Below are 19,261 nucleotides of genomic sequence, written 5' to 3' on the forward strand. Positions count from 1 at the left end.
GACGATGGCTGATCCAATCAAGTCTATTTTGATGACGCCACTTGAACACACGAATAAATCTTTACATCTTCAAACTTGTATGTACGACTATACTGGATTCGCGATATCAAAGATAGGGTTTACCCGCTAATCCAGACGCCGTCGACTCACCGTCTTCACTATGTCGGCGCCGAAGATTCAGAAACATGGTTAACTAAGAGCTTGCGTTCAGGTGAAATCAGGAAAGGGTAGCAATGATCAGTACTATAGCGGCGCGGAGACTCATAAGTTCAAACTCAGTGGTGGAGTACCCGCTCGTCATGATAGAAGATGGTCGCATCGACCAAATAGTGAGCCTGAACGCCGCCGACCACGAACGAGTGCAGACAACATATGACTATCGTGAGGCCACCCTCGTTCCCGCCTATGTCGACATTCATATTCATGGCTGCGCTGGACACGACGTAATGGAAGCCGACCCGCCGGCGCTGAACGCCATTGGTTCATATCTCTCCAGCCGTGGTGTCGGAGCATACTTTCCCACGACTGTCACGTCTCCCAAAGATGAGACTATGCGCGCTCTGGCTGGGCTTGCGACTGAAATCAAACGGAGGTCCGAGACGATCGACTATCGTGCTACTCCGCTGGGAATACATCTTGAGGGGCCCTTTCTCTCGCATCTGAAACGTGGCGTACATACCGAGGCCCTTCTGGAAGCTCCTGCCGTCTCTCTGTTCGATCGTTTTTGGCAAGCGGCAGAGGGACAAATTCGCCTTATGACGATTGCTCCCGAACTGCCCGGAGCGACCGAATTGATCGCTCATGCGACTGCCCTAGCCGTTCGTTGCAGCATGGGACACAGCGATGCCAGAGTATGTGAAGCAGAGGCCGGTTTTTTGGCCGGTGCGCGCACCGCGACGCACACGTTTAATGCAATGCGTGCGATCGATCATCGCGAGCCCGGACTAGCCGCTTACGTGCTGGATAAGCAATCATTGTTTGCAGAGATCATTTGTGATGGCATCCATGTTGACCCACTTATGGTTAGGCTCTTTTTGAAAGCCAAAGATAAAGATCGTGTCATTCTCGTGACCGACGGCATGAGTGCCACCGGAATGCCCGACGGAACTTACATGCTGGGTGATATGAAGGTTGAAGTGCATGATGGGCGTTGCACCTCCAATGGCACACTTGCGGGCAGCGTCCTGACTCTTGACCGCGGAGTACAGAATCTCATCGAGTTTACCGGAGCGAGTCTGAGTAAAGCTGTGGCTGCAGCATCTCACAATCCCTCGCAGCTGATGGGCATTGATGAGAGCTGGGGCAGGCTCGAAGTCGGTCGCGCCGCCAATATTACGGTATTATCGCCATCAGCGCAGGTCATGCAAACTTTTTTGGCGGGAAGATCGACGATCGCATAAAGTGTAGGCTCTTATGCTCTTGCGGGGAGTTAAATTAAGTGCCCAATCTGCCCATTGCTTGACCACCCGCGCCTCCTAACAAGTATGTATAGACAACTGAACTGGGATAAGACTAAAAAGACAAGGGAAGCGAATCGACAAGTTGTATCTTAGGATGCTGACTTGGAACACTGCTGCCCATACAGTTGTGAACCATCAAGACGCAAGTGATTTTCCGAAACGTCTCAGGAGCCAGAGTGCCGAAGCCTGAATCACAACCTGCCTCAACAGTACGTCCTCTGGATAAAAGCGGCTTCATACCGTTGTATTACCAGATTCAACGGGCTCTCATGGAAATGATTCACTCCGGAGAGCTATCGACAGGAGATCCCCTGGCTTCCGAAGAGGAACTGGCGCGCCTCTATCGGGTAAGCCGAATGACTGCACGACAGGCGCTCCACGGGTTGAAGACCAGCGGCTTTGCCGTTAGTCAGAAGGGGCGCGGCACTTTTGTCACTCGGCCTAAGCTTGAGAAGAACATCATGCATCTGCGCGGCTTTACCGAAGATATGAAGCATCTCGGTATGGTACCGAGCTCAAAATTAATCGAGCAGACGGCGGTCAAAGCACCTGCAGAACTCGCGGAAAAATTAAAGCTGGACGCAGGGGAAATTGTAATGCGGCTACGGCGGCTGCGGCTGGCCGACGGAATTCCGATGGCGCTCGAAGAATCACACATTCCACTGAAGCAGTTTCCAGGTTTGGAGAAGGTCAACTTCGCTAAACAATCTCTCTACTTCGTGCTTCGCGAAACATTTGGCGTTCGGGTAGCGTGGGCAGATGAGGTAATCGAGGCATTACCGGCAACTCGCGAAGAATCCGATTTGCTTACGATTCCCAAAAAGGCGAGCATCCTTTCAATCTCGCGGACCATTATGACCACGGAAGAGACCCCAATCGAGGTCGCCTGTTCCCGTTATCGTGGCGATCGTTATCGGGCTTCGATCCGTGTGCCAACCACTTCTATTGAGTAAGCCCTGAGCTGACCGCAGACGTATTGCTCTCGACATTCAAATTTCGATGCCCTCTGATGGCGAAGAAGAATATATATATATAGCAGAGCAAGACGATGGCAAAACTGCGCTGATAGCCCACGGTATCTGACAGAAAACCCTGAATTTCCGGAATTACTGCGCCACCCACGACCATGGTGATCAGGATACCGGAGCCCTGACTCGTGAAGCATCCCAACCTATGCACCGACAGCGGGAAGATACACGGCCACATCACGGAGTTGAAGAGCCCGCATGAAACAACAGCCCACATCGCGACGTGCCCGTGAGTCGCAATTGCGACTCCAATCAGAAGAGCAGCAACCAACGAGACGAACGCTAGAGCTCGCTGAGCTCTAACTTTGCGTAACACAACAAAGCCGATGAAGCGGCCGACCATGGCACCTCCCCAATAAAGGGAGACGTATCGCGCGGCTGCCTCGTGGCTCAAACTTCCCATCGATGGTTGGCTGAGGTAGGTAATCATGATGCTTCCGATGGCGACCTCGGCGCCGACATAGAAGAAGATGGCGAGTGCACCGAGACGAAGATGTGAGAAGCTCCAGGCGCTTCCGCCCGCTTGGGACCTAACTCCGCCTTTCTCGATGACATCCGGTAGTTGTACAAATGCCGTGATGATCGCCATGGCAAAGGCACAGATGGCCAGGATTGCGTAGGGCATCCGGACAGAATGAGCCAACTGCGCTGCCGAAGCACCGGCTGCGATGAAGATGAAGGCCGCGCCTACCCTGGGTGCGATGGTCGTTGCGATCGAGTTGAATCCCCCTGCCAGATTGAGCCGGGAGGATGCAGTCTCTGGAGTTCCTAGCGCTCCGATGTAGGGATTGATCGCTACCTGGAGAAGCGCGAGGCCGCTACCAACTACAAATAGAGCGAAGAGAAAGAGGGGATAGAAGATGATGACCGAAGCGGGCAGGAAGAGAAGCAGTCCGAGACCCATCACTGATAGTGCGACGACTATCCCTGATTTGTAGCCAATCTTGCCGACGATCCATCCAGAAGGCACCGACATGACGAAGTACGCCCCGAAGAAGCAAAACTGGACCAACAGCGCAGTCACGTTAGTGAGATGAAAGAGGTCTTTGAAGTGAGGAACTAGGATGTCGTTGAGCGCGGTAATGAAACCAATGCCGAAGTAGAGAGAGACCATCAACATCTGTGGAACGGTGTAATTCCGGCTGACGTTGCTCACAGTTGTGATTGAACGTTCTCCCACGACCCCAATTGCCATTTCAGTCCCCTATTTGCATGCAAACTGCATTTAATATGTCTAGATGACTATACTGCGTTGACAGCTTGCCCACTGGAAAATTGGAGATCTTTCTGCCGCATTGCCTCTACAAATCGGTTAGTGATGCTCTCGGGACGGGTAATAGCGGACCCGACGACGACGGAGATGGCACCCAGCGCAAGGGCGTGCAGGGCGTCCGGGGGGTTAGTGATGTGGCCTTCTAGGAGTACGGGTATTGTCAAGTGTGCCACGAGGGATTGGAGGAGAGGCCAGGAAGGGGTACGAATCCCGGCGGTTTCGGCAGTGTAGCCATAGAGGGTGGTTGCGACGGCGTCGGCTCCGGCACGCTGGGCGGCGAGTGCGTCTTCGAGGGAGGCTATATCGGCGAGGACCGGACGGTTGAGCTCGGCGTGGATTCGGGGGACGAGTTCGGTCCAGGGTTCGGGAGATGTGAGACGGCGAGCGGTGCAGTCGAGGGCGATGATGTCAGCTCCCGCGTCGCTGATGGCCTTGGCAGAACGGAAGTTAGGCGTTATGTAGACGTCTCCGTTATGGTCGTAGGTCTTGATGATGCCTATGATGGGGAGTTGCGTCAGGGAGCGGAAGGCTGCAATGCTGGTTACGCCTTCGGCGCGGAGACCACCTGCTCCGCCGCGCAGAACCGAGGTTGCGATTCGGGTGAGCGTGTCGAGATTGTCCAGCGGATCGCCTGCATCTGCCTGACAGGAGACGACGATGCGGCCGTGAAGCTGTTGGAAGGGCGAGTTGAACGAGGCGTTTGAGGCTTGAGACACTTTGCTTGCTTTCTTGGACGCTGCTGTTGAGCAAATGCTCACAGCAACAGCTGTAGCAACAGACTATCTGCAATTCGGTTTATTGTGGATGAGGGAAAAAGGAGCGTAGATTGAGACAGATTACTCGGCGTGGATTTGTTTTCGGTTCGGCAGCGTTGTCGGTGGTGGGCAGGGTCGGGTTTGCGGCTGAGAAAGAGGCGGTGCCGTTGCTGATTGGAACTCAGACTTCGGGTACGAGCAAGGGGATCTATGCGTACTCTTTCTCGGAGAAGACCGGGGACTTGACTGCGCTTGGTCTTGCTGCTGAGACTGCCAACCCTACCTTTCTGGCCTTGGCTCCTGATGGCAAGACCCTCCTTGTAGCGAACGAACTTGATAAGTTCGAGGGCAAGGATAGTGGTGCGGTGTCGACTTTTACCTTGGACCGGACCAAGACGCGGTTGACCAAGGTCAATCAGGTTGCTTCGCTTGGTGGGGGGACCTGCCATGTCGCGTTCGACCACACCGGGCGGGATGCGTTTGCGGCGAACTACGGCGGGGGTAGCGCTGCTTCGTTCGCGGTTGGAGCGGGCGGGATGCTGAGTCCCGCCGTTTCGTTTTTTCAGTACACCGGACACGGTCCAAACAAGGAGCGGCAGGAGGCTCCACATGCCCATCGGGTGACGGTGTCGCCGGATAACCGGTTCCTGCTGGTCAACGACCTGGGGCTCGATGCGATTCACATCTACAGGCTCGATGCGTCAACGGCGAAGCTTGTTCCAAACGAGCCGGCGGAGTGGCGGTCGGCTCCGGGAACCGGGCCGCGGGCGCTGCGGTTTCATCCGAACGGCAAGTTTGCGTACTGCGTCACCGAGATGGCCTCCTCGGTGGTGGTCCTGCGGTGGGACTCGGAGCGGGGAGCGCTCGAGACCGTGCAGGAGATCGTGATGAAGCCTGCCGACTTCAAGGGCGAGACCAGCGGGGACGATATTACGATCGACCGCGAAGGCCGGTTTGCCTATGCGACGGACCGCTTCGACGATATCGTGGTCACGTTTTCCATCTCCCCCTCCGATGGGAAGCTGACTCTATTGAACCGGATGCCGTGCGGGGGGAAGGTTCCCCGCCATCTTTCGCTCGACCCGAGTGGCCATTGGCTTCTGGTTGCCAACCAGGAGTCGGACAATATCTCGGTGCTGGCTCGTGACCCGAAGACAGGTAAGTTGACGGACCCCGGTAAGAGTTTTCCATTGTCGCGGCCACAATGCCTGGTGTTTGCTTAAGTGCTTTTGGTTGAAACTCCGGGTTCTATACCCCTGGGTACCCCCCTCCCCCCGGGGGGTATCTTGGCGGTAAAGTCCTTCTATTCAGTAATTTGCAGAGGGGTACTGTCCGCAAAATATAGAAAACAGATGACTTGCGCCTAAAATACTTATTATCAAACGGTTAGCCCACGCGGTAAATACCGTTCAAATGGACAAAGAAGTCCCGGCGCTTAGAGCCGGGGCTTCTTTGTCTATGTATCAATTATAGTGACTGGGCTGTAACTCATACGCCAAGTTTATGTATTTGAATGGAAAAGGGTTATGCGCTTTGGAGACTTGACAGATTCTCTGGGCTTCGCGGCTGGGTCTCGCTTTCTTAATGTAAAGTGCGCCCTGCGCGGGCGGCGGTCACTTCGTGACTGTGTACCCCTTTGGTTGGCGCTCCCGTTGGTCGCGAAGAAAGATGAATCGCGGCTCTGAGTGCGTAAACATTTGTTGACACGCGGCTTGACTATCTAACCGGTTAGACAGTATAAAGATTTCGCATCAAGGTAAACGGTCAATAGGGAGCGGGTTTTTGATGAAAGATCGTCAGAGCGATGTTGCTGTCCGAGCTGCACTTGCGAAGCTTGTCGCTTCTCAGGTTGGGGGCCACCTTGCACTCGACTTCTGCAATACGGCGGGGGAGCACCTCGCCGAACGGCCTGACGAACTACTTAAGGATTGGGAGTCGTTTGTCCGATGGACGGTTCAGGTTGGATTGATCGAGCCTGAGCTGTACGGCGAACTGGTGGATTCTCCATCGCCTATCGATGAGGTTTGGGAGCTTCGGGAGGAGATCTACCATGTCGGGCTGACGCTTGCGCTGGGAGACCCGGTTGCGGAGCACGATCTGGTGGCGATTCGCGAAGAGGCGAACGCACCCAAGCCGATGGTTGTGAGTGACGGGGGCAGAGTGCATTGGCGGCCTGATTCGCAGTTTGCTTCGCAGCAGTTGCGGGCGATTCTGGCAGGCGAGGCGTTGTCTTTGTTCTGTTCGAGGAGGTCGGCTCGGATCGGTATGTGCGGAGGCGGACTTTGCGGATGGCTCTTCCTCGACGAAAGCCGAGGAAAGCGGAGGCGCTGGTGTGACATGAAGGATTGCGGGAACAGGGAGAAGGCGCGCCGGTACTACCGGCAACTACAGAAGAGCAAATAGGACGCCTTCAAGGAGGATGGGGACCGATTCGGGCTTGGTTTGTGGAGTACGAAACGAGATGTCCAAAGGAGAAGTACCTATGAAGCGAATGATTGGTTTATTTGCAATGAGCATTCTGCTGACAGGTGTCGCGGCCGCCGCGATGGATGTGCCGACCGCCGAAACCACAATCAACGACGCTGAAGCCGCCCTGGGAGTGGCGATGATTCACAAGGATCTCGCGACGCTCGATAGATTAGTTGGACGCGACTGGACCATGCAGAGTGATAGCGGGACCATGGGGACGAAGGCGGGTTTCCTCAATGATGTGAGATCGGGGGCGCTGATCGTGAAAAGCTTCAAGCTCCACGACGTTCATGTCCGAGTGCTCGGAGATGTGGCCTTTGTGCAGGCCTTCGATGACGAGGTGAGCTCCTACAAGGGCAAAGACAATAGCGGGACCTACAACTGGCTGGATGTCTGGGAGAAGCGGGATGGGCGCTGGGTCTCAGTTGCTACGCAACTGACCAAGGTCGAAGCCAGGAAATGACGGCGACGCGAGGGCTGAGCTTCCGACTCAGTCTTCGCGATCATACCGCCCTGACAGCGGGCTTTTGTGGTGGATCCCAAGTGAAACGACCGAATACGTTATGGCTTTACGTTCATTGGGGGGCCGCTGACCCGCTTGCCGTGGAGGTTGACTTCGACCTCGACGCGGTCGGCGATTTTGATGAAAGGGATTCCGCTGTTCATCCCGTAGTCTTTGCGGTCAAACGCCAGTATTCCCTTGATATCGCCTTCGCCTGTCCCGATACCGGAGACGGTCATAGACAAGGTCTGAGGTTTGGAGACTCCGCGGATGGTAAAGGTACCGGGGATGTCGAAGGTATTCGGACCGGTCTGAACGATTTTGTCTGCATGGAAGGTGATAAGCGGATTGTTCTCGGCGTCAAAGAAGTCTTTGCTTTTGAGTTTGCCGTCCTTCATGCCGCTTCCGGTGTCGACGCTGGCTGCCTGAGCCTTGATGTCCAGGACACCCGTTTTGACATCGGGTGAGGTGAAGGTCATCGTGGCGTCCCACTTGTCGAATTTACCAGCTATCGGGACGGAGGCCTTCACGTTGAACCCGATCTCGCTTTTGGTTTTGTCGAACTTGAAGACCGGAACTTGTGCTGAACCTAGCGGCGCCAGGAGTGCGGCAAGAATCGGCAACCCTGCAAGATATCTCATTTTCATAAACTTTCCTTTCGAGATTCGATGGATTCCGGGGGAGGGAGAAGCTTATCAGCAATCTGTGAATTGCGCTGCCTGTCTGGCAGACGTTCGGGACTCTTCGTGTAACGCAGACATCAACGCTCCCGTAGAACAATTACGGGAGCGTTGTATAGAGGCGTCTGGTTTACTTGTTCGGCTTCGGGGGAAAGCCTTTGAACATCTTCGAGATGTCGCTGTCCATAGACTTCGCGTTTTTGGACGAGTTGTCCGATAGATCCGCCGTGGCGAGGCCCCTCCAAAGCAGGTTCTTCGAATTGCTCTCAAAGATGTCGATCACGAGGTTGGTCGTCTGTTGGTTGGTCGTGGTCGTCGTGGCCTGGCCGAACCCGGGATCCGCCCATCCTCCGCCCCAACCCCAGCCACCCCAGCCCCAGCCACCGCCCCAACCGCCGCCAAAGCCGTCGTACATGGTCTGTGTCTCCTGCTGGTTATGAAGACTATCGGAGGCAAAGACAGTGACTGCACCGCCCGAGTCCATGAGTCGCCAGCCCTTTGCCTGGAACTGTAGATTGACCTCCTGCTTGATACGGTCGGTATAAAAAGGAATCTTCGTCGTGACTTTTCCCCAGGAATACGTGTGGTACTGGCTGAAGTTAGTCTGATGGTTGTAGTCGGTCCTCACATTATCGCCAAGAGCGATGACTGGGGACCCCAACAAAAGTGCACCGGCAAGTACGATTGGCAAACCATATCTCATTGGATTTCCTTTTCCCGCTGGATTAGTTTCTTGTGGTGTCCACAGATCCCAAATGAAGGTACGTTGAACAGAAGCACATCGGCCCGTTGGGAACTTCGGAAAATGCGCCCTGTCGCGGGATGCAATTCCATCCCGCCGAAAGTATCTGCCCGGACTTCAGTGAAAGCAAGTCCCGCCCGACAAGTGAAATCTATCTGCGCTAGTTGGGTGTTTCTGGATGCGGAAGGCACATAGCCCCTTAGTAACTCCTTTGGTAACCGGGAGTTGCCGAATTGGGAATCTTTTTGCACTTTTTTTGGGGCTTGAGGCAACCCCAAAAATGGTTGACAAAGCGGCTCCGGTGTGGTGAACCGAGGGCCATTTTTGTGCATTAAAGATACCCTTTAAGCCTTGAATTTCTTATACTTAAGGGATGGAACCGAGACTTGGAAATGAACGTATAGCAACCATGACAGGAAAGGCCAGAACCGCTTTCACTTTAGCGGCGATGGTGGTTCTGTCAGCCTTTGCGACGGACAATGCCATCCCGGCAACTGTGCGAGCAGCGGAAGCGGTGCCGGTGATGCATGAGGTCACGACATCTGAGATCGTCACGACGGTTCGGATGCCAAAGGCGACGGTACTGACCAGATTGACGAAGATCAAGAGCGGCTTGGCGAGTTGGTACGGCGACATGTGGCAGGGGCGCCAGACAGCCAGCGGCCGGATCTTCGATATGAACGAGATGACGGCGGCTCATAAGACGCTTCCGTTCGGCAGCAAGGTGAAGGTGACCGATCTGCGTAATCAACGCTCCGTGATTGTGACGATCACTGACCGGGGAGCGTTCTTCCCGGGCAGGGTGATTGACCTATCGCTTGCCGCCGCGAGGCAGTTGCGGATGGTGAATACGGGCGTCGATCCGGTGAGACTTGAACTGCTGACCTTTCAGAACTAGGCTTCCCGACCTTATCGGCTGAGTTTGACTTCGCTTTAGCTGCGATTCCCTGCTGCCGAGGATTTCTTCCTTGGGCGAGCGGGTGCGTCTGTTTGCAGGCTGCGGGTATATTGCTTCTATGCCGCTTGATCCCCGATTGCAGATGCTTTTGGATGAGGCGAAGGCATTGGGCCATCCGCCAGCGCACGAACTGACGCCGGAGGAGGCCAGGGTGCATCGGGTGGAGATGATGGCGCGGTTTGTGCCAATGCCGGAGTATGCCGACGTGTGGGTGGAAGAGGGGATGATCGCTGCGGAAGGGCGAAAGATCAGGGTGAAGGCTTATTCGGCTGGTGGGGACGGGCTGGTTCCGGTGGTGGTGTTCTTTCATGGCGGCGGGTGGGTAGCTGGGACACTGGAGACGCATGATCCTTACTGCCGGGCGCTGGCGAAAGAGGCCGGGGTGCTGGTGGTCTCGGTGGACTATCGATTGGCGCCGGAGCATAAATTTCCGGCCGGGCTCGAAGATTGCCTGGCGGCGACCGAGTGGGTGCTCGCGCATGCGGGGGAGTTGGGTGCGGACGCTTCTCGGGTGATGGTGGGGGGCGACAGCGCGGGTGGGACGTTGGCGACGGTGGTGGCTTTGTTGCTGCGGGATAAGGGCGTGACGGGGCTGGCGGGGCAGATTCTGCTTTATCCGGCTGCGGCCTACTATGATCCGCCTACTGCTTCTTATCTGGAAAATGCCTTGGGGTACGGGCTTACTCGGTTGGGGATGATGTGGTTTTGGGATCACTATCTGAATGATAAGAGTGAGGGGAAGGACTTTCGCGCGGCTCCGCTGCTGGCGGATTCGCTGGCTGGGTTGCCGAGGGCTTTTGTGGTGACGGCGGAGTATGACGTGCTTCGCGATGAGGGGCAGGCATATGCGAAGAGGTTGGCGAAGGCTGGGGTGGAGGTGACGGAGGTGTTTGCAGAGGGGATGAACCATGGGTTCGCGGCTTCGGTGAATGAGTTTCCGTTTTTGCCGCAGGCGAAGGAGATGCTGCGGAGGGTGGCCGAGTGGGTGAAGGCTGGCGGGTAGGCTAGCTGGGTTTCTTTGGGGTCCACTTTTTTCGGGTGGGGGATGGGTCAGTGGAAGCGTTGGATTCCTCGGGTGAGGGGGACGAGGTTTGCGTAGTGGTGACGGGGGTGGTGGACTTTGGCTGCCACTTCTTCCGTTCGGGCGGCGGGGGTGCGGGCGAGGGATTCTGGTTAGCTGCAGACGCAGGCACATGTTCAGGCGCTGCAGCTGCATCTTCGATTGGGGCGATTTCGGAGACTTGGGTTGGGACGGTCGTTTGTTCAGGTGAAGGCGTCGATGTTTTGGGTTGCCACTTCTTGCGCTCGGGAGTTGGAGTGGGTGCGGCGATCTGAGTTGCTGAAGATTGGCTAGCGGTCTGAGTCGCTTGAGGTGGGCTGGGGGGCGGAATCGTAGCAGCAGGATTCTCGGCGGGATGGCTTGCGGTGGCCGCTTTGGGTTGCCACTTCTTTCGTTCTGCGGAGGGTGCCGGGGTTTGGGGGAGTTCGACGGGGAGAATCTCTGCTGTGGGAGACGGCGTTGCCGTAACGGTGGCGACCGTGGGTTCGGGAACTGCTTGCGAGATGGGAGGTGTGCTGGGTTCGCTCTTTTGCGGGATGGCGGTGAGGCCTTTGCTGCGGCGGACACCTTCGAGGAGAAGTTCGGCTACGTCTTTAATGACGATATCTTCGGAGTCGGCTTTGGTGGGGGTGCTGTCGAGCATGCTCTTGCAGAAGGGGCAACCTACGGCCAGGACTTTTTCTCCTGTGGCTGGGGCGAGGGTTTGCTGGGCTTCGCGGAAGCGGTTGTCGGAGATGCGCTCGTTCCCTTCCTCCTCCTCTTTCCAGAACTGGGCGCCCCCTGCTCCGCAGCAGAAGGAGTTTTCTTTGTTGCGGGGGAGCTCGGGGGTGGAGTTCGAGAGGATGTTCAGAAGATTTCGAGGGGCTTCGTAGACGCCGTTGTGGCGGCCGAGGTAGCAGGGGTCGTGGTAGGTGATGGTGGCTTCGCTCGGCGTGGGGGTGAGTTGCTTGTTGGCAACGAGGGTCTCCAGATACTCGGTGTGGTGGAGGACTTTGTAGTCGCCGCCGATCTGTTTGTACTCGTGGCCGATGGAGTTCATGCAGTGGGGGCAGCTTGCTACGATGAGTTTTGGCTGGACGGTGTTGAGCGTGGAGACGTTTTTGTCGGCTAGCTGGCGGTAAAGGTACTCGTTGCCGGCTCGGCGGGCGCTGTCGCCGGTGCAGCACTCCTTTTTGCCTAGGACGGCGAAGTTGACCTCGGCGTGGGTGAGGAGCTCTACGAAGGCGCGGGCGGTTTTCTGGGCTTGAGGGTCGTAGCTGGCAGCGCAGCCTACCCAATAGAGAACGTCGGGGGTGGGATTTTCGTCGGTGGTTTTGACGTTGAGGCCGTCGGCCCAGGCGAGGCGCTGCTCGTGGTTGATGCCCCACGGGTTCTGGGCTCGCTCCATGCCGCGGAAGGCGGATTGGAGCTGGCTAGGGAATTCGCCTTCGATCATGACCTGGTTGCGACGGATGTCGATGATGTCGAGCATCTGCTCGTTTTGGGTGGGGCAGACCTCCATGCAGGCTCCGCAGGTGGTGCAGGCCCAGGCGGCTTCGGGGGTGAGTGCGAATTTGAGGAGCGGGTGGGGGCTGGGAGCGTCTTTTTCAAAGGGGGCGGCGGTGAACGCGAATGGGCTTTGTGCAGCGGCGAGGTCGTTAAGTTCCATGCGCTTGTTGATTTCGAGCGCGGCCGGGCTTAAGGATTTCCCGGTGGCAGTCGCGGGGCAGACGTCCTGACAGCGGTTGCACTGGATACAGGCGTAGGCGTCGAGAAGGCGGGGCCACGCGAGGTCTTCGAGTCTTGCGGCTCCGATGGTTTTGGCGTGGGCTTCGTCTTCGATTTCGTTGTCAGCTTCGAGGTTGAGGGCTACGGGAGGGAGAACTCCGTAGGTGGGTTCGCGCTCGACGAAGTACTTGGCGGGCGCCATGAAGATGTGGATGTGTTTAGTGTAGGGGAAGTAGGCGAGGAAGGCGAGGACGGAGCCGAGTGCTCCCCAGTATCCGAAGATGCGGAAGGCTTCGGCGTTGGCTGAAGTGAAGAGGTGAGAGAGCAGAGTGGCGAAGGGCTCGTGATACGCGGGGCCTTCGGCTGCGATGCGGGCTCCGGCTCCGATCGCGCGGCTGCCGACGTGGAAGAGGATAAAGGTGGAGACGATGAGGGAGTCGCGGGTGATCTTTTCTTGTTGAACGTCTTTATGGAGGAGGGTTCGAAGATTGAAGCGGAAGTCGGCGCGGCTAGGTAAGGCGAAGCGGCGGATGACGAGCGCGACGACGCCAAGGAGGACGAGGAAGCTGAGTACGTCGGCGAGGAAGCTGTAGGTTGTTAGGACCGTGATGAGGGTGTAGAGGAACGCCTGATTGAGAGCAGGAGGACTGAAGGAGAAACTTATTTGCCCGGAAGATATAGGAAGGAAGCCTTCGGCGGCGTCGACGAGGTTGACCAGGCCGTAGAAGATGAAGCCGTAGAAGATGAAGGAATGAAAGAGGCCGATTGTGGGGCGCTTTTTGAAGGTGCGCTGTTGGGTAAGCGTGGTGATAAGAGCGTAGAAGAAGCGGCGCGGGAGATGGTTAAAGCGTGGTTCGGGGTCTGCGGCGCCGCGGCGGATGCGGAGATAGAGGCGGTAGAATCCCCAGAAACCCAGCGCGAGGGTGACGGCGGCGAAGAGAAGGAAGGCGATCTTCTGAGGGAATGGAAGCATTGGGCCGGCGTCGTTCGCGTTCGATGTTCAGGTTTCCGTAATTTCTGTTCAGCTAACGCTATTCGACGGAGCGGGAACAGACAAGAGCAAATGCGGGGGGTCTCTCCGTTGCGCGACAGACGGTGATGCTCGTCTGTCGCTTCGGTCGAGATGACGATTTTTTTACGGTCGGTTGAATAGATGCTGCGTGCTATTTTTTCAGTTCGGTGAGGATGGCGGGGACTAGTTGGGTGACGTCGCCGATGATGCCGTAGTCGGCGATCTTGAAGATGGGAGCTTCGGCGTCGCGGTTGATGGCGACGATGGTCTTGCTCTTGTTCATGCCGGAGAGGTGTTGGACGGCACCGGAGATGCCGATCGCAATGTAGGTCTTTGGCTGGACGGTTTTGCCCGTTTGGCCGACTTGTTCGGAGTAGGGACGCCAGCCTGCATCGACGATGGCGCGGGTTGCGCCGACGGCGGCTCCGAGTTGGTCGGCGAGGGCTTCGACGTATTGGGTGAAGCCTTCGGCGCTGCCGACGCCGCGGCCGCCGGAGACGACGATTTCGGCTTCGGTGAGCGAGATGCGTGAGCTGCGCTCGGCGGTCTTGCCGGTGACTTTGAGGCGTGGGGTGGGCAAGTTTAGGTCAACATCGAACTGTTCTGCGGCGTCGGTCTTCGGCGTTGCGGGGTTGAAGACGCCGGGTTTGATGGTGACTACGGCGATGGGTGCGGAGGACTCAACGGTTTCGGTGACGCGTGCGAGGAAGGTGTAGCGCTGGGCGGTGATTGTTTCGCCAGCGGCTTTGAGGGTGATGACGTCTTCGAGCAAAGGGGCGTCGAGTTTGATGGCGACGCGGGGGCTGTACTCGCGGCCGCTGCGGCTGCCGCCGATGAGGAGGAGGTTGGCTTCGCCTTCGGTGGCGATCTGCGCGACGGCGGCTGACCAGAGTTCGGGGTCATATTGGGCGAGCGCCGGGAGGTCGGCGACGAGGACCTGATCGACGGCGCGGGCGACTTCGTCGGCGATGGCGGCGATGTTGCTGCCGAGAACGAACGCTGTGAGAGGAGCTTCGCGGCCTAATTCGCGGGCGGCCGTGATCATCTCCCAGGTGCTCTTGCTTACTTTGCCGTTGGCGTACTCCACGACGATGAGAATCATGCGATCACCCTTGCTTCGTTGCGGAGAAGATCTACGAGTTGCGCGGCGGCAGCGGGTGCGTCTTTGCCGTCGAGGATTTTATTGAGGCGACTTTTGACCTGGATCTCGACGCTGACGAATTTGAGTTTTGGTGTGACCGCAAACTGGTCGAGAGACTCTTTGCGGAGCTCTTTTTTCTTGGACTTCATGATGTTGGGGAGCGTGGGATAGCGCGGCTCATTGAGACCCTGCTGTGTGGTGACGACGGCGGGGAGTTCGAGGGTGAAGGATTCGCTGCCTTCGTCAGCGTCGTGTTTGCCGGTGAGGGTGGTGCCTTTGAGTTCAAGGGCGCTGGTCCAAGTGACTTGCGGCCAGTTGAGGCGTTCGGCGGTGGCGGCGGCGAGTGCGTGCGAGTCCCAGTCGGCTTGCTGGCCGCCGGAGAAGATGAGGGTTGCCTGCTCTTGCGTGGCGAGCTGGGCGAGGACTTTGCTGAGGGAGATGGCGTCGAGGCGGATGTCGGTTTCGACGTGAATGGCGCGATCGGCGCCCATGGCGAGGGCGGTGCGGAGGGCATCCTGCACGCGCGAGGGGCCTACGGCGACGGCTACGATCTCGGCTTCGATGCCGCTCTCGCGAAGGCGCAGCGCCTCTTCGACACCATACTCGTCCATGGTGTCCATGACGAGCTTGCTGTTTTCGAGCGCGACAGCATTGTTTGCGATGTGCACGCTCTCTTCGGCGTCGAGTACCTGCCGAATGTAGGTCAGTATGCGCATGTGTTCTCCTGCTTCATTCCTGTGTGTCGTGTGATTTGACTCTTTGAAGCGGCTCGGCGTTGTGAGTCGATGCCGCGTTTGCTTTGATCGAGAGTGTGATGCGGACTCCAATGATCACGCTCTCGAAAAGAGCTTTGCTCCGACGCGAGAAGGATACTGAACGGGCGTTCAGTTCGTCAACGCGCGTCACGTTCAACGCTCCAAGAGCGCTGTCCTGCCGGACGGGCTCCCTGCGCGGGAGGCGGTCACTTCGTGACTTGTGTACCCTCCCGTTGGTCGGAGGAAGAAACAGGTCTGCTGGGTAATCAAACTTTGAGGCCGATGAGGCGCATGAGCTCGATGCCATTGCTTTTTGTGACGACACCTTCCTGTAGCTTGAAGTCGAATTTCATCTTTCCGTCTTCGATCTCGTCCTGGAGATGAACATTGTGGAGACGGGGGTCGCGCTGCTCGCCGATGTTGGTGAGAGCGAGGTCGTGGGTGCTGATGAGGCCGATGGCTCCGCTGTCGAGTAAGGCGTGAACTACGCCCTGTGCTCCGATGAGGCGGTCCTTGGAGTTTGTGCCTTGGAGGAGTTCGTCGAGCAGGAATAGGACGGGAGGATGATTTTCTGCGAGGTCGCAGATCTGGCGGAGACGCGTGATCTCGGCGTAGAAGCGGGAGCTTCCCTCCTGGAGCGAGTCGTTGATAAGGACGCTTGCGCCTATTTGTAGCGGTGTTAGTTGCATTTTTTGGGCGCGAATCGGGGCACCGGCCATGGCGAGAACGGTGTTGATGCCGACGGCGCGCATGAGCGTGCTTTTGCCGGACATGTTGGAGCCGCTGATGAGGAGGACACGCGTTTCGCCGCAGATACTGACGTCGTTGCGGACGCACTTTGCAGCGGAGATGAGGGGATGGCCGAGCTGTTCGGCGGCGAAACAGGGTGGGCCTTCGACGAACTCGGGGAAGGGATCGGCGGGATGCTCGTAGGTGTAGGCGGAGAGGGAGAGCAGCGCTTCGGCTTCGCCGACGGCGCTGAGCCAGGTGCGAACGGCAGCTCCGTGGGCGCTACGCCAGGCCTCGGCTGCGTAGGCGACCTGAACGCCGTAGAGGAGAGGCACGTTGAGTGCGCGCAGGATGGGGTTTTCGAGCGCGTTGATGTACTCCACGATGGTTCGCAGGCGGGCTATGGCTCGAGAGCCGGCGAGGTGATGGGAGGAGAGATCGCGTTTGAGGGCTTGCAGGCGGGGGGATTCGAAGTGTTCGCGCTCGAGGCGTGCGAGGAGGGATGAAAGAAGTTGGAGGTCTTTGAGGGCGTGCTCGGTGGACTGAAGGACTTCGGCGGTTTGCTTGCGAAGAGAGGCGGTGATGATGCTTGCGAGTATGAGGACGAGGAAGAAGGGAGTTTTTTCTCCGCGCTCGGCCCAGTAGATCGCTGATGCTATCGATGCGAGGGAGAGAGTGAGAGAGAACCAGCGGAGAGCGTGATGTTTTAGTTGATTGGGCGATTCGGCCCAGTGCGTGAGGGCTTCTGTGCGGATGCCGACCTTGAGGTCTTCGCCCAGAATAGCGACGTCTTCGCGAAGATCGAGGCGGGTGCTGAGCTCGGAGAGGGCGGCGTGGCGTTGCTTGATGTCGGCGATTGGGGATGGAGTGAGGAGCCAGGCGGCTAGGGTGTCTTCGCCCATGCGCGTGCGAGCCAATGAGAGAAGTTCGAAGAGGCTGCCGGAGCCGAAGAGGTCGAGATCGGTGGCGTAGAGGCTGGTGTGAGTGTCGATGCGGTCGCCGGTTTGGCCGGTGCCTATCCATCGGTCTTCGATGCGGGCGAGACCCTTGCGATAGAAGTCGACGGCTCGCTCGGCGCAGGAGCGATTGCGCAGGACTTGTGCGTGAAGGATGGCGATCGCAAGGAATAACGCGGGGCCGGTTAGGAGCCACCAGGGTGAGAATGCGTCGTTGTGGAGAGACAACCAGGCAGCGATCAGGGTTGCAGTGACTATGAGGAGTCGGAGGTTTCCAAAGCGACGATGCAGTTTTTCGATGTGCGCGACGTGTTGCTCGCGGGCTTGCTGGCGTTGTTTGTACTCTTCGGAGGGAGAACGATCGGACGGAGGCACAGAGGTATTATCGCTTACCCTCTGTGCCTCGCCGATGGCTGGTTATGTTGTTGCAGCGGTGGATTCGACGGTATTCGTGGAGGCGACGCGAGCGTACCACTTGGCTGAGTCCTTCATGAAGCGGCGCTGCGTGGGAAAGTCCACGAAGACCATGCCGAAGCGTTGCGTGTAGCCCTCGGACCACTCGAAGTTGTCGAGGATGGACCAGGAGTGATAGCCACGAACATCGGCGCCGTCCTGAATGGCGCGGGCTAGTTCGCGAAGGTGTTCGCGGTAGTACTGAATGCGGCGAACGTCGGCGACGCGACCGCTGGCGTCGGGATAGTCGCCGTAGGAACAACCGTTTTCAGTGATCTCGATGGGGAGTTTGTAGTCCTTCGAGACGCGCTGCACGATCTCGTACATGCCGCGTGGATAGACCTCCCAGCCAAAGTCGGTGAGGGGGCCTTCTTTTCCGTTGTAGTGATTGAAGCCCATCGCGTCGTACGAGGGTTTAGCGGGAGCAGGAGTGGCAAGATTGGCGACTATTTGGCGGAAGTAGTAGTTGACGCCAATGTAGTCGAGTGGCGCGGTCATGCGCTTGTCGTCGCCGCTTTGGAAGCCCATGGTCTCGAGAGGAACGCCGTGGACGAAGGCTTCGGGATAGTGGCCGCGCAAGGCGGTCTCGAGAAACCAGACGTTGTTGAAGGCATCGAAGCGTTTGGCTGCGGCAGCATCTTCGGGCGAGGAGGTCGCAGGCGTGGTGGAGGACATGCTGAAGGCGGTGCCGACTTTGGACTTCGGAGCGATGGCTTTGATGGCGCGGAAGGCGTCGCCCTGGGCGAGATTCACGGTGTGTGAGGCTTTGAGGAAGAGGTCGAAGTCCTGCTTTCCAGGAGCGTGGACGCCGCTTCCGTAGCCGAGGTAGGTGAAGACCCAGGGCTCATTGAAGATGGCCCAGGTGTTGATGCGATCGCCTAGCGCCTTGACTGCTATCTCGGCGTAGTCGGCGAAGCGGGCGGCGGTGTCGCGATTTGGCCAGCCGCCTTTGTCCTCGAGAGGCTGAGGGAGGTCCCAGTGGTAGAGAGTGACGAGCGGGCGCAGGCCGGCCTTGAGAACTGTGTCGGTGAGGCGCTTGTAGTAGTCGATTCCCTTCTGGTTAATGGCGCCTTCGCCAGTGGGTTGAATGCGTGACCATGCGATGGAGTAGCGATAGCTGCGCATGTTCATCTGCTTCATGAAGGCGATGTCTTCGGGGTAGCGGTGATAGTCATCGCAGGCTACGTCGCCGGTGTAGGCGCCCTTGACGTTTCCTGGGGTGTGGCTGAAGCGATCCCAGACCGTTTCTCCGCGGCCATCAACGTTCCAGGCGCCTTCGACCTGATAGGCGGCGGTGGCGGTGCCCCAGAGGAAGTCCTTCGGGAATTTGATTTCGCCTGCGGCGAGAGTCTGCTCTGCGACGGCGTTGAGAGTGGGGAGGATGGAGGCTCCGGAGAGCTTCGGAAGCGCGGCTGCAGCGGCCCACGCAGAGGTTTGGGCAAGAAAATTTCGGCGATTCATGTCAGATCGTCTCCGGGCGGATTGTTTTGAGGTCGCTATGTCTTAAAAAATAAGGGATGGAGAAAACTCGAAAATTGAAGGGGGTTTCGGGGGAAACCTGGTCAGGGACGTGGTGTTTTG

At 57.7% G+C, this 19,261-nt stretch carries 16 protein-coding genes; 7 read left to right on the forward strand and 9 right to left on the reverse strand.

Translation table 11 applies throughout. The annotated features are described in order from the left end of the window. Positions 1-233: 233 nt before the first annotated feature. Positions 234-1,400, forward strand: coding sequence for an N-acetylglucosamine-6-phosphate deacetylase (nagA, locus tag HDF14_RS00930; RefSeq protein WP_183972661.1), 1,167 nt, complete (start codon positions 234-236; stop codon positions 1,398-1,400). A gap of 236 nt (positions 1,401-1,636) precedes the next feature. Then, positions 1,637-2,413 (forward strand): GntR family transcriptional regulator, encoded by a 777-nt coding sequence (locus HDF14_RS00935; protein WP_183972663.1) that lies wholly within the window; start codon positions 1,637-1,639, stop codon positions 2,411-2,413. On the opposite strand, the gene HDF14_RS00940 is transcribed toward HDF14_RS00935, so the two are convergent. Both HDF14_RS00940 and HDF14_RS00945 read right to left on the reverse strand, forming a co-directional pair. Next, positions 2,403-3,683 carry a sugar MFS transporter gene (locus HDF14_RS00940; protein ID WP_183972665.1) on the reverse strand — a complete coding sequence of 427 codons (1,281 nt, stop codon included), beginning with the start codon at positions 3,681-3,683 and terminating at the stop codon, positions 2,403-2,405. The genes HDF14_RS00935 and HDF14_RS00940 overlap by 11 nt on opposite strands. A 47-nt stretch (positions 3,684-3,730) precedes the next feature. After that, positions 3,731-4,477: an N-acetylmannosamine-6-phosphate 2-epimerase gene (locus tag HDF14_RS00945; protein ID WP_183972667.1), complete on the reverse strand. Its 747-nt coding sequence runs from the start codon at positions 4,475-4,477 to the stop codon at positions 3,731-3,733. A gap of 110 nt (positions 4,478-4,587) precedes the next feature. Between HDF14_RS00945 and HDF14_RS00950 the strand changes: the two genes are divergently transcribed. From HDF14_RS00950 to HDF14_RS00960, 3 genes are all read left to right on the forward strand, one after another. Further along, on the forward strand, positions 4,588-5,739 hold the full coding sequence (locus HDF14_RS00950) for a lactonase family protein (protein ID WP_183972668.1): 1,152 nt from the start codon (positions 4,588-4,590) through the stop codon (positions 5,737-5,739). Positions 5,740-6,301: 562 nt separating this feature from the next. Further along, positions 6,302-6,919: a CGNR zinc finger domain-containing protein gene (locus HDF14_RS00955; protein ID WP_183972671.1), complete on the forward strand. Its 618-nt coding sequence runs from the start codon at positions 6,302-6,304 to the stop codon at positions 6,917-6,919. 79 nt (positions 6,920-6,998) lie between these two features. Further along, a complete protein-coding gene (locus HDF14_RS00960) occupies positions 6,999-7,448 on the forward strand; it encodes a nuclear transport factor 2 family protein (protein WP_183972673.1) in 450 nt (149 codons plus the stop codon). Positions 7,449-7,546: 98 nt separating this feature from the next. Here HDF14_RS00960 and HDF14_RS00965 read toward each other — a convergent pair whose 3' ends face one another. Beyond that, on the reverse strand, positions 7,547-8,128 hold the full coding sequence (locus HDF14_RS00965) for a YceI family protein (RefSeq protein WP_183972675.1): 582 nt from the start codon (positions 8,126-8,128) through the stop codon (positions 7,547-7,549). Between the two features lie 169 nt (positions 8,129-8,297). Continuing rightward, the gene (locus HDF14_RS00970; RefSeq protein ID WP_183972677.1) at positions 8,298-8,870 is read right to left on the reverse strand and encodes a DUF4136 domain-containing protein; all 573 of its coding nucleotides are present in this window, start codon (positions 8,868-8,870) and stop codon (positions 8,298-8,300) included. A 448-nt stretch (positions 8,871-9,318) separates the two neighbouring features. Here HDF14_RS00970 and HDF14_RS00975 point away from each other — a divergent pair, with 448 nt between their 5' ends. After that, entirely contained in the window at positions 9,319-9,807 is a 489-nt protein-coding gene (locus HDF14_RS00975) for a septal ring lytic transglycosylase RlpA family protein (RefSeq protein WP_260697938.1), read from the forward strand. 118 nt (positions 9,808-9,925) lie between these two features. Beyond that, positions 9,926-10,870 carry an alpha/beta hydrolase gene (locus HDF14_RS00980; protein WP_183972679.1) on the forward strand — a complete coding sequence of 315 codons (945 nt, stop codon included), beginning with the start codon at positions 9,926-9,928 and terminating at the stop codon, positions 10,868-10,870. A 1-nt stretch (position 10,871) separates the two neighbouring features. Here the strand turns inward: HDF14_RS00980 and HDF14_RS00985 are convergent, their stop codons facing one another. The 5 genes from HDF14_RS00985 to HDF14_RS01005 all read right to left on the reverse strand — a co-directional run bounded on the left by HDF14_RS00985 (position 10,872) and on the right by HDF14_RS01005 (position 19,141). Then, entirely contained in the window at positions 10,872-13,607 is a 2,736-nt protein-coding gene (locus HDF14_RS00985) for a (Fe-S)-binding protein (protein ID WP_260697939.1), read from the reverse strand. Between the two features lie 190 nt (positions 13,608-13,797). Further along, a complete protein-coding gene (locus tag HDF14_RS00990; protein ID WP_183972681.1) occupies positions 13,798-14,748 on the reverse strand; it encodes an electron transfer flavoprotein subunit alpha/FixB family protein in 951 nt (316 codons plus the stop codon). Continuing rightward, complete coding sequence (locus HDF14_RS00995) at positions 14,745-15,503, reverse strand: electron transfer flavoprotein subunit beta/FixA family protein (protein ID WP_183972683.1); 759 nt, start codon at positions 15,501-15,503, stop codon at positions 14,745-14,747. Before HDF14_RS00995 ends, HDF14_RS00990 begins: the two co-directional genes overlap by 4 nt. A gap of 305 nt (positions 15,504-15,808) precedes the next feature. Further along, positions 15,809-17,602 carry a MutS-related protein gene (locus HDF14_RS01000; RefSeq protein ID WP_183972686.1) on the reverse strand — a complete coding sequence of 598 codons (1,794 nt, stop codon included), beginning with the start codon at positions 17,600-17,602 and terminating at the stop codon, positions 15,809-15,811. A 42-nt stretch (positions 17,603-17,644) separates the two neighbouring features. Further along, positions 17,645-19,141, reverse strand: a complete 1,497-nt coding sequence (locus HDF14_RS01005) for a GH1 family beta-glucosidase (RefSeq protein ID WP_183972688.1) — start codon at positions 19,139-19,141, stop codon at positions 17,645-17,647. Between the last annotated feature and the right edge of the window lie 120 nt (positions 19,142-19,261).

The sequence above is a fragment of the Tunturiibacter gelidiferens genome, from assembly GCF_014201335.1.
Classification (GTDB): Bacteria; Acidobacteriota; Terriglobia; order Terriglobales; family Acidobacteriaceae; genus Edaphobacter; species Edaphobacter lichenicola_E.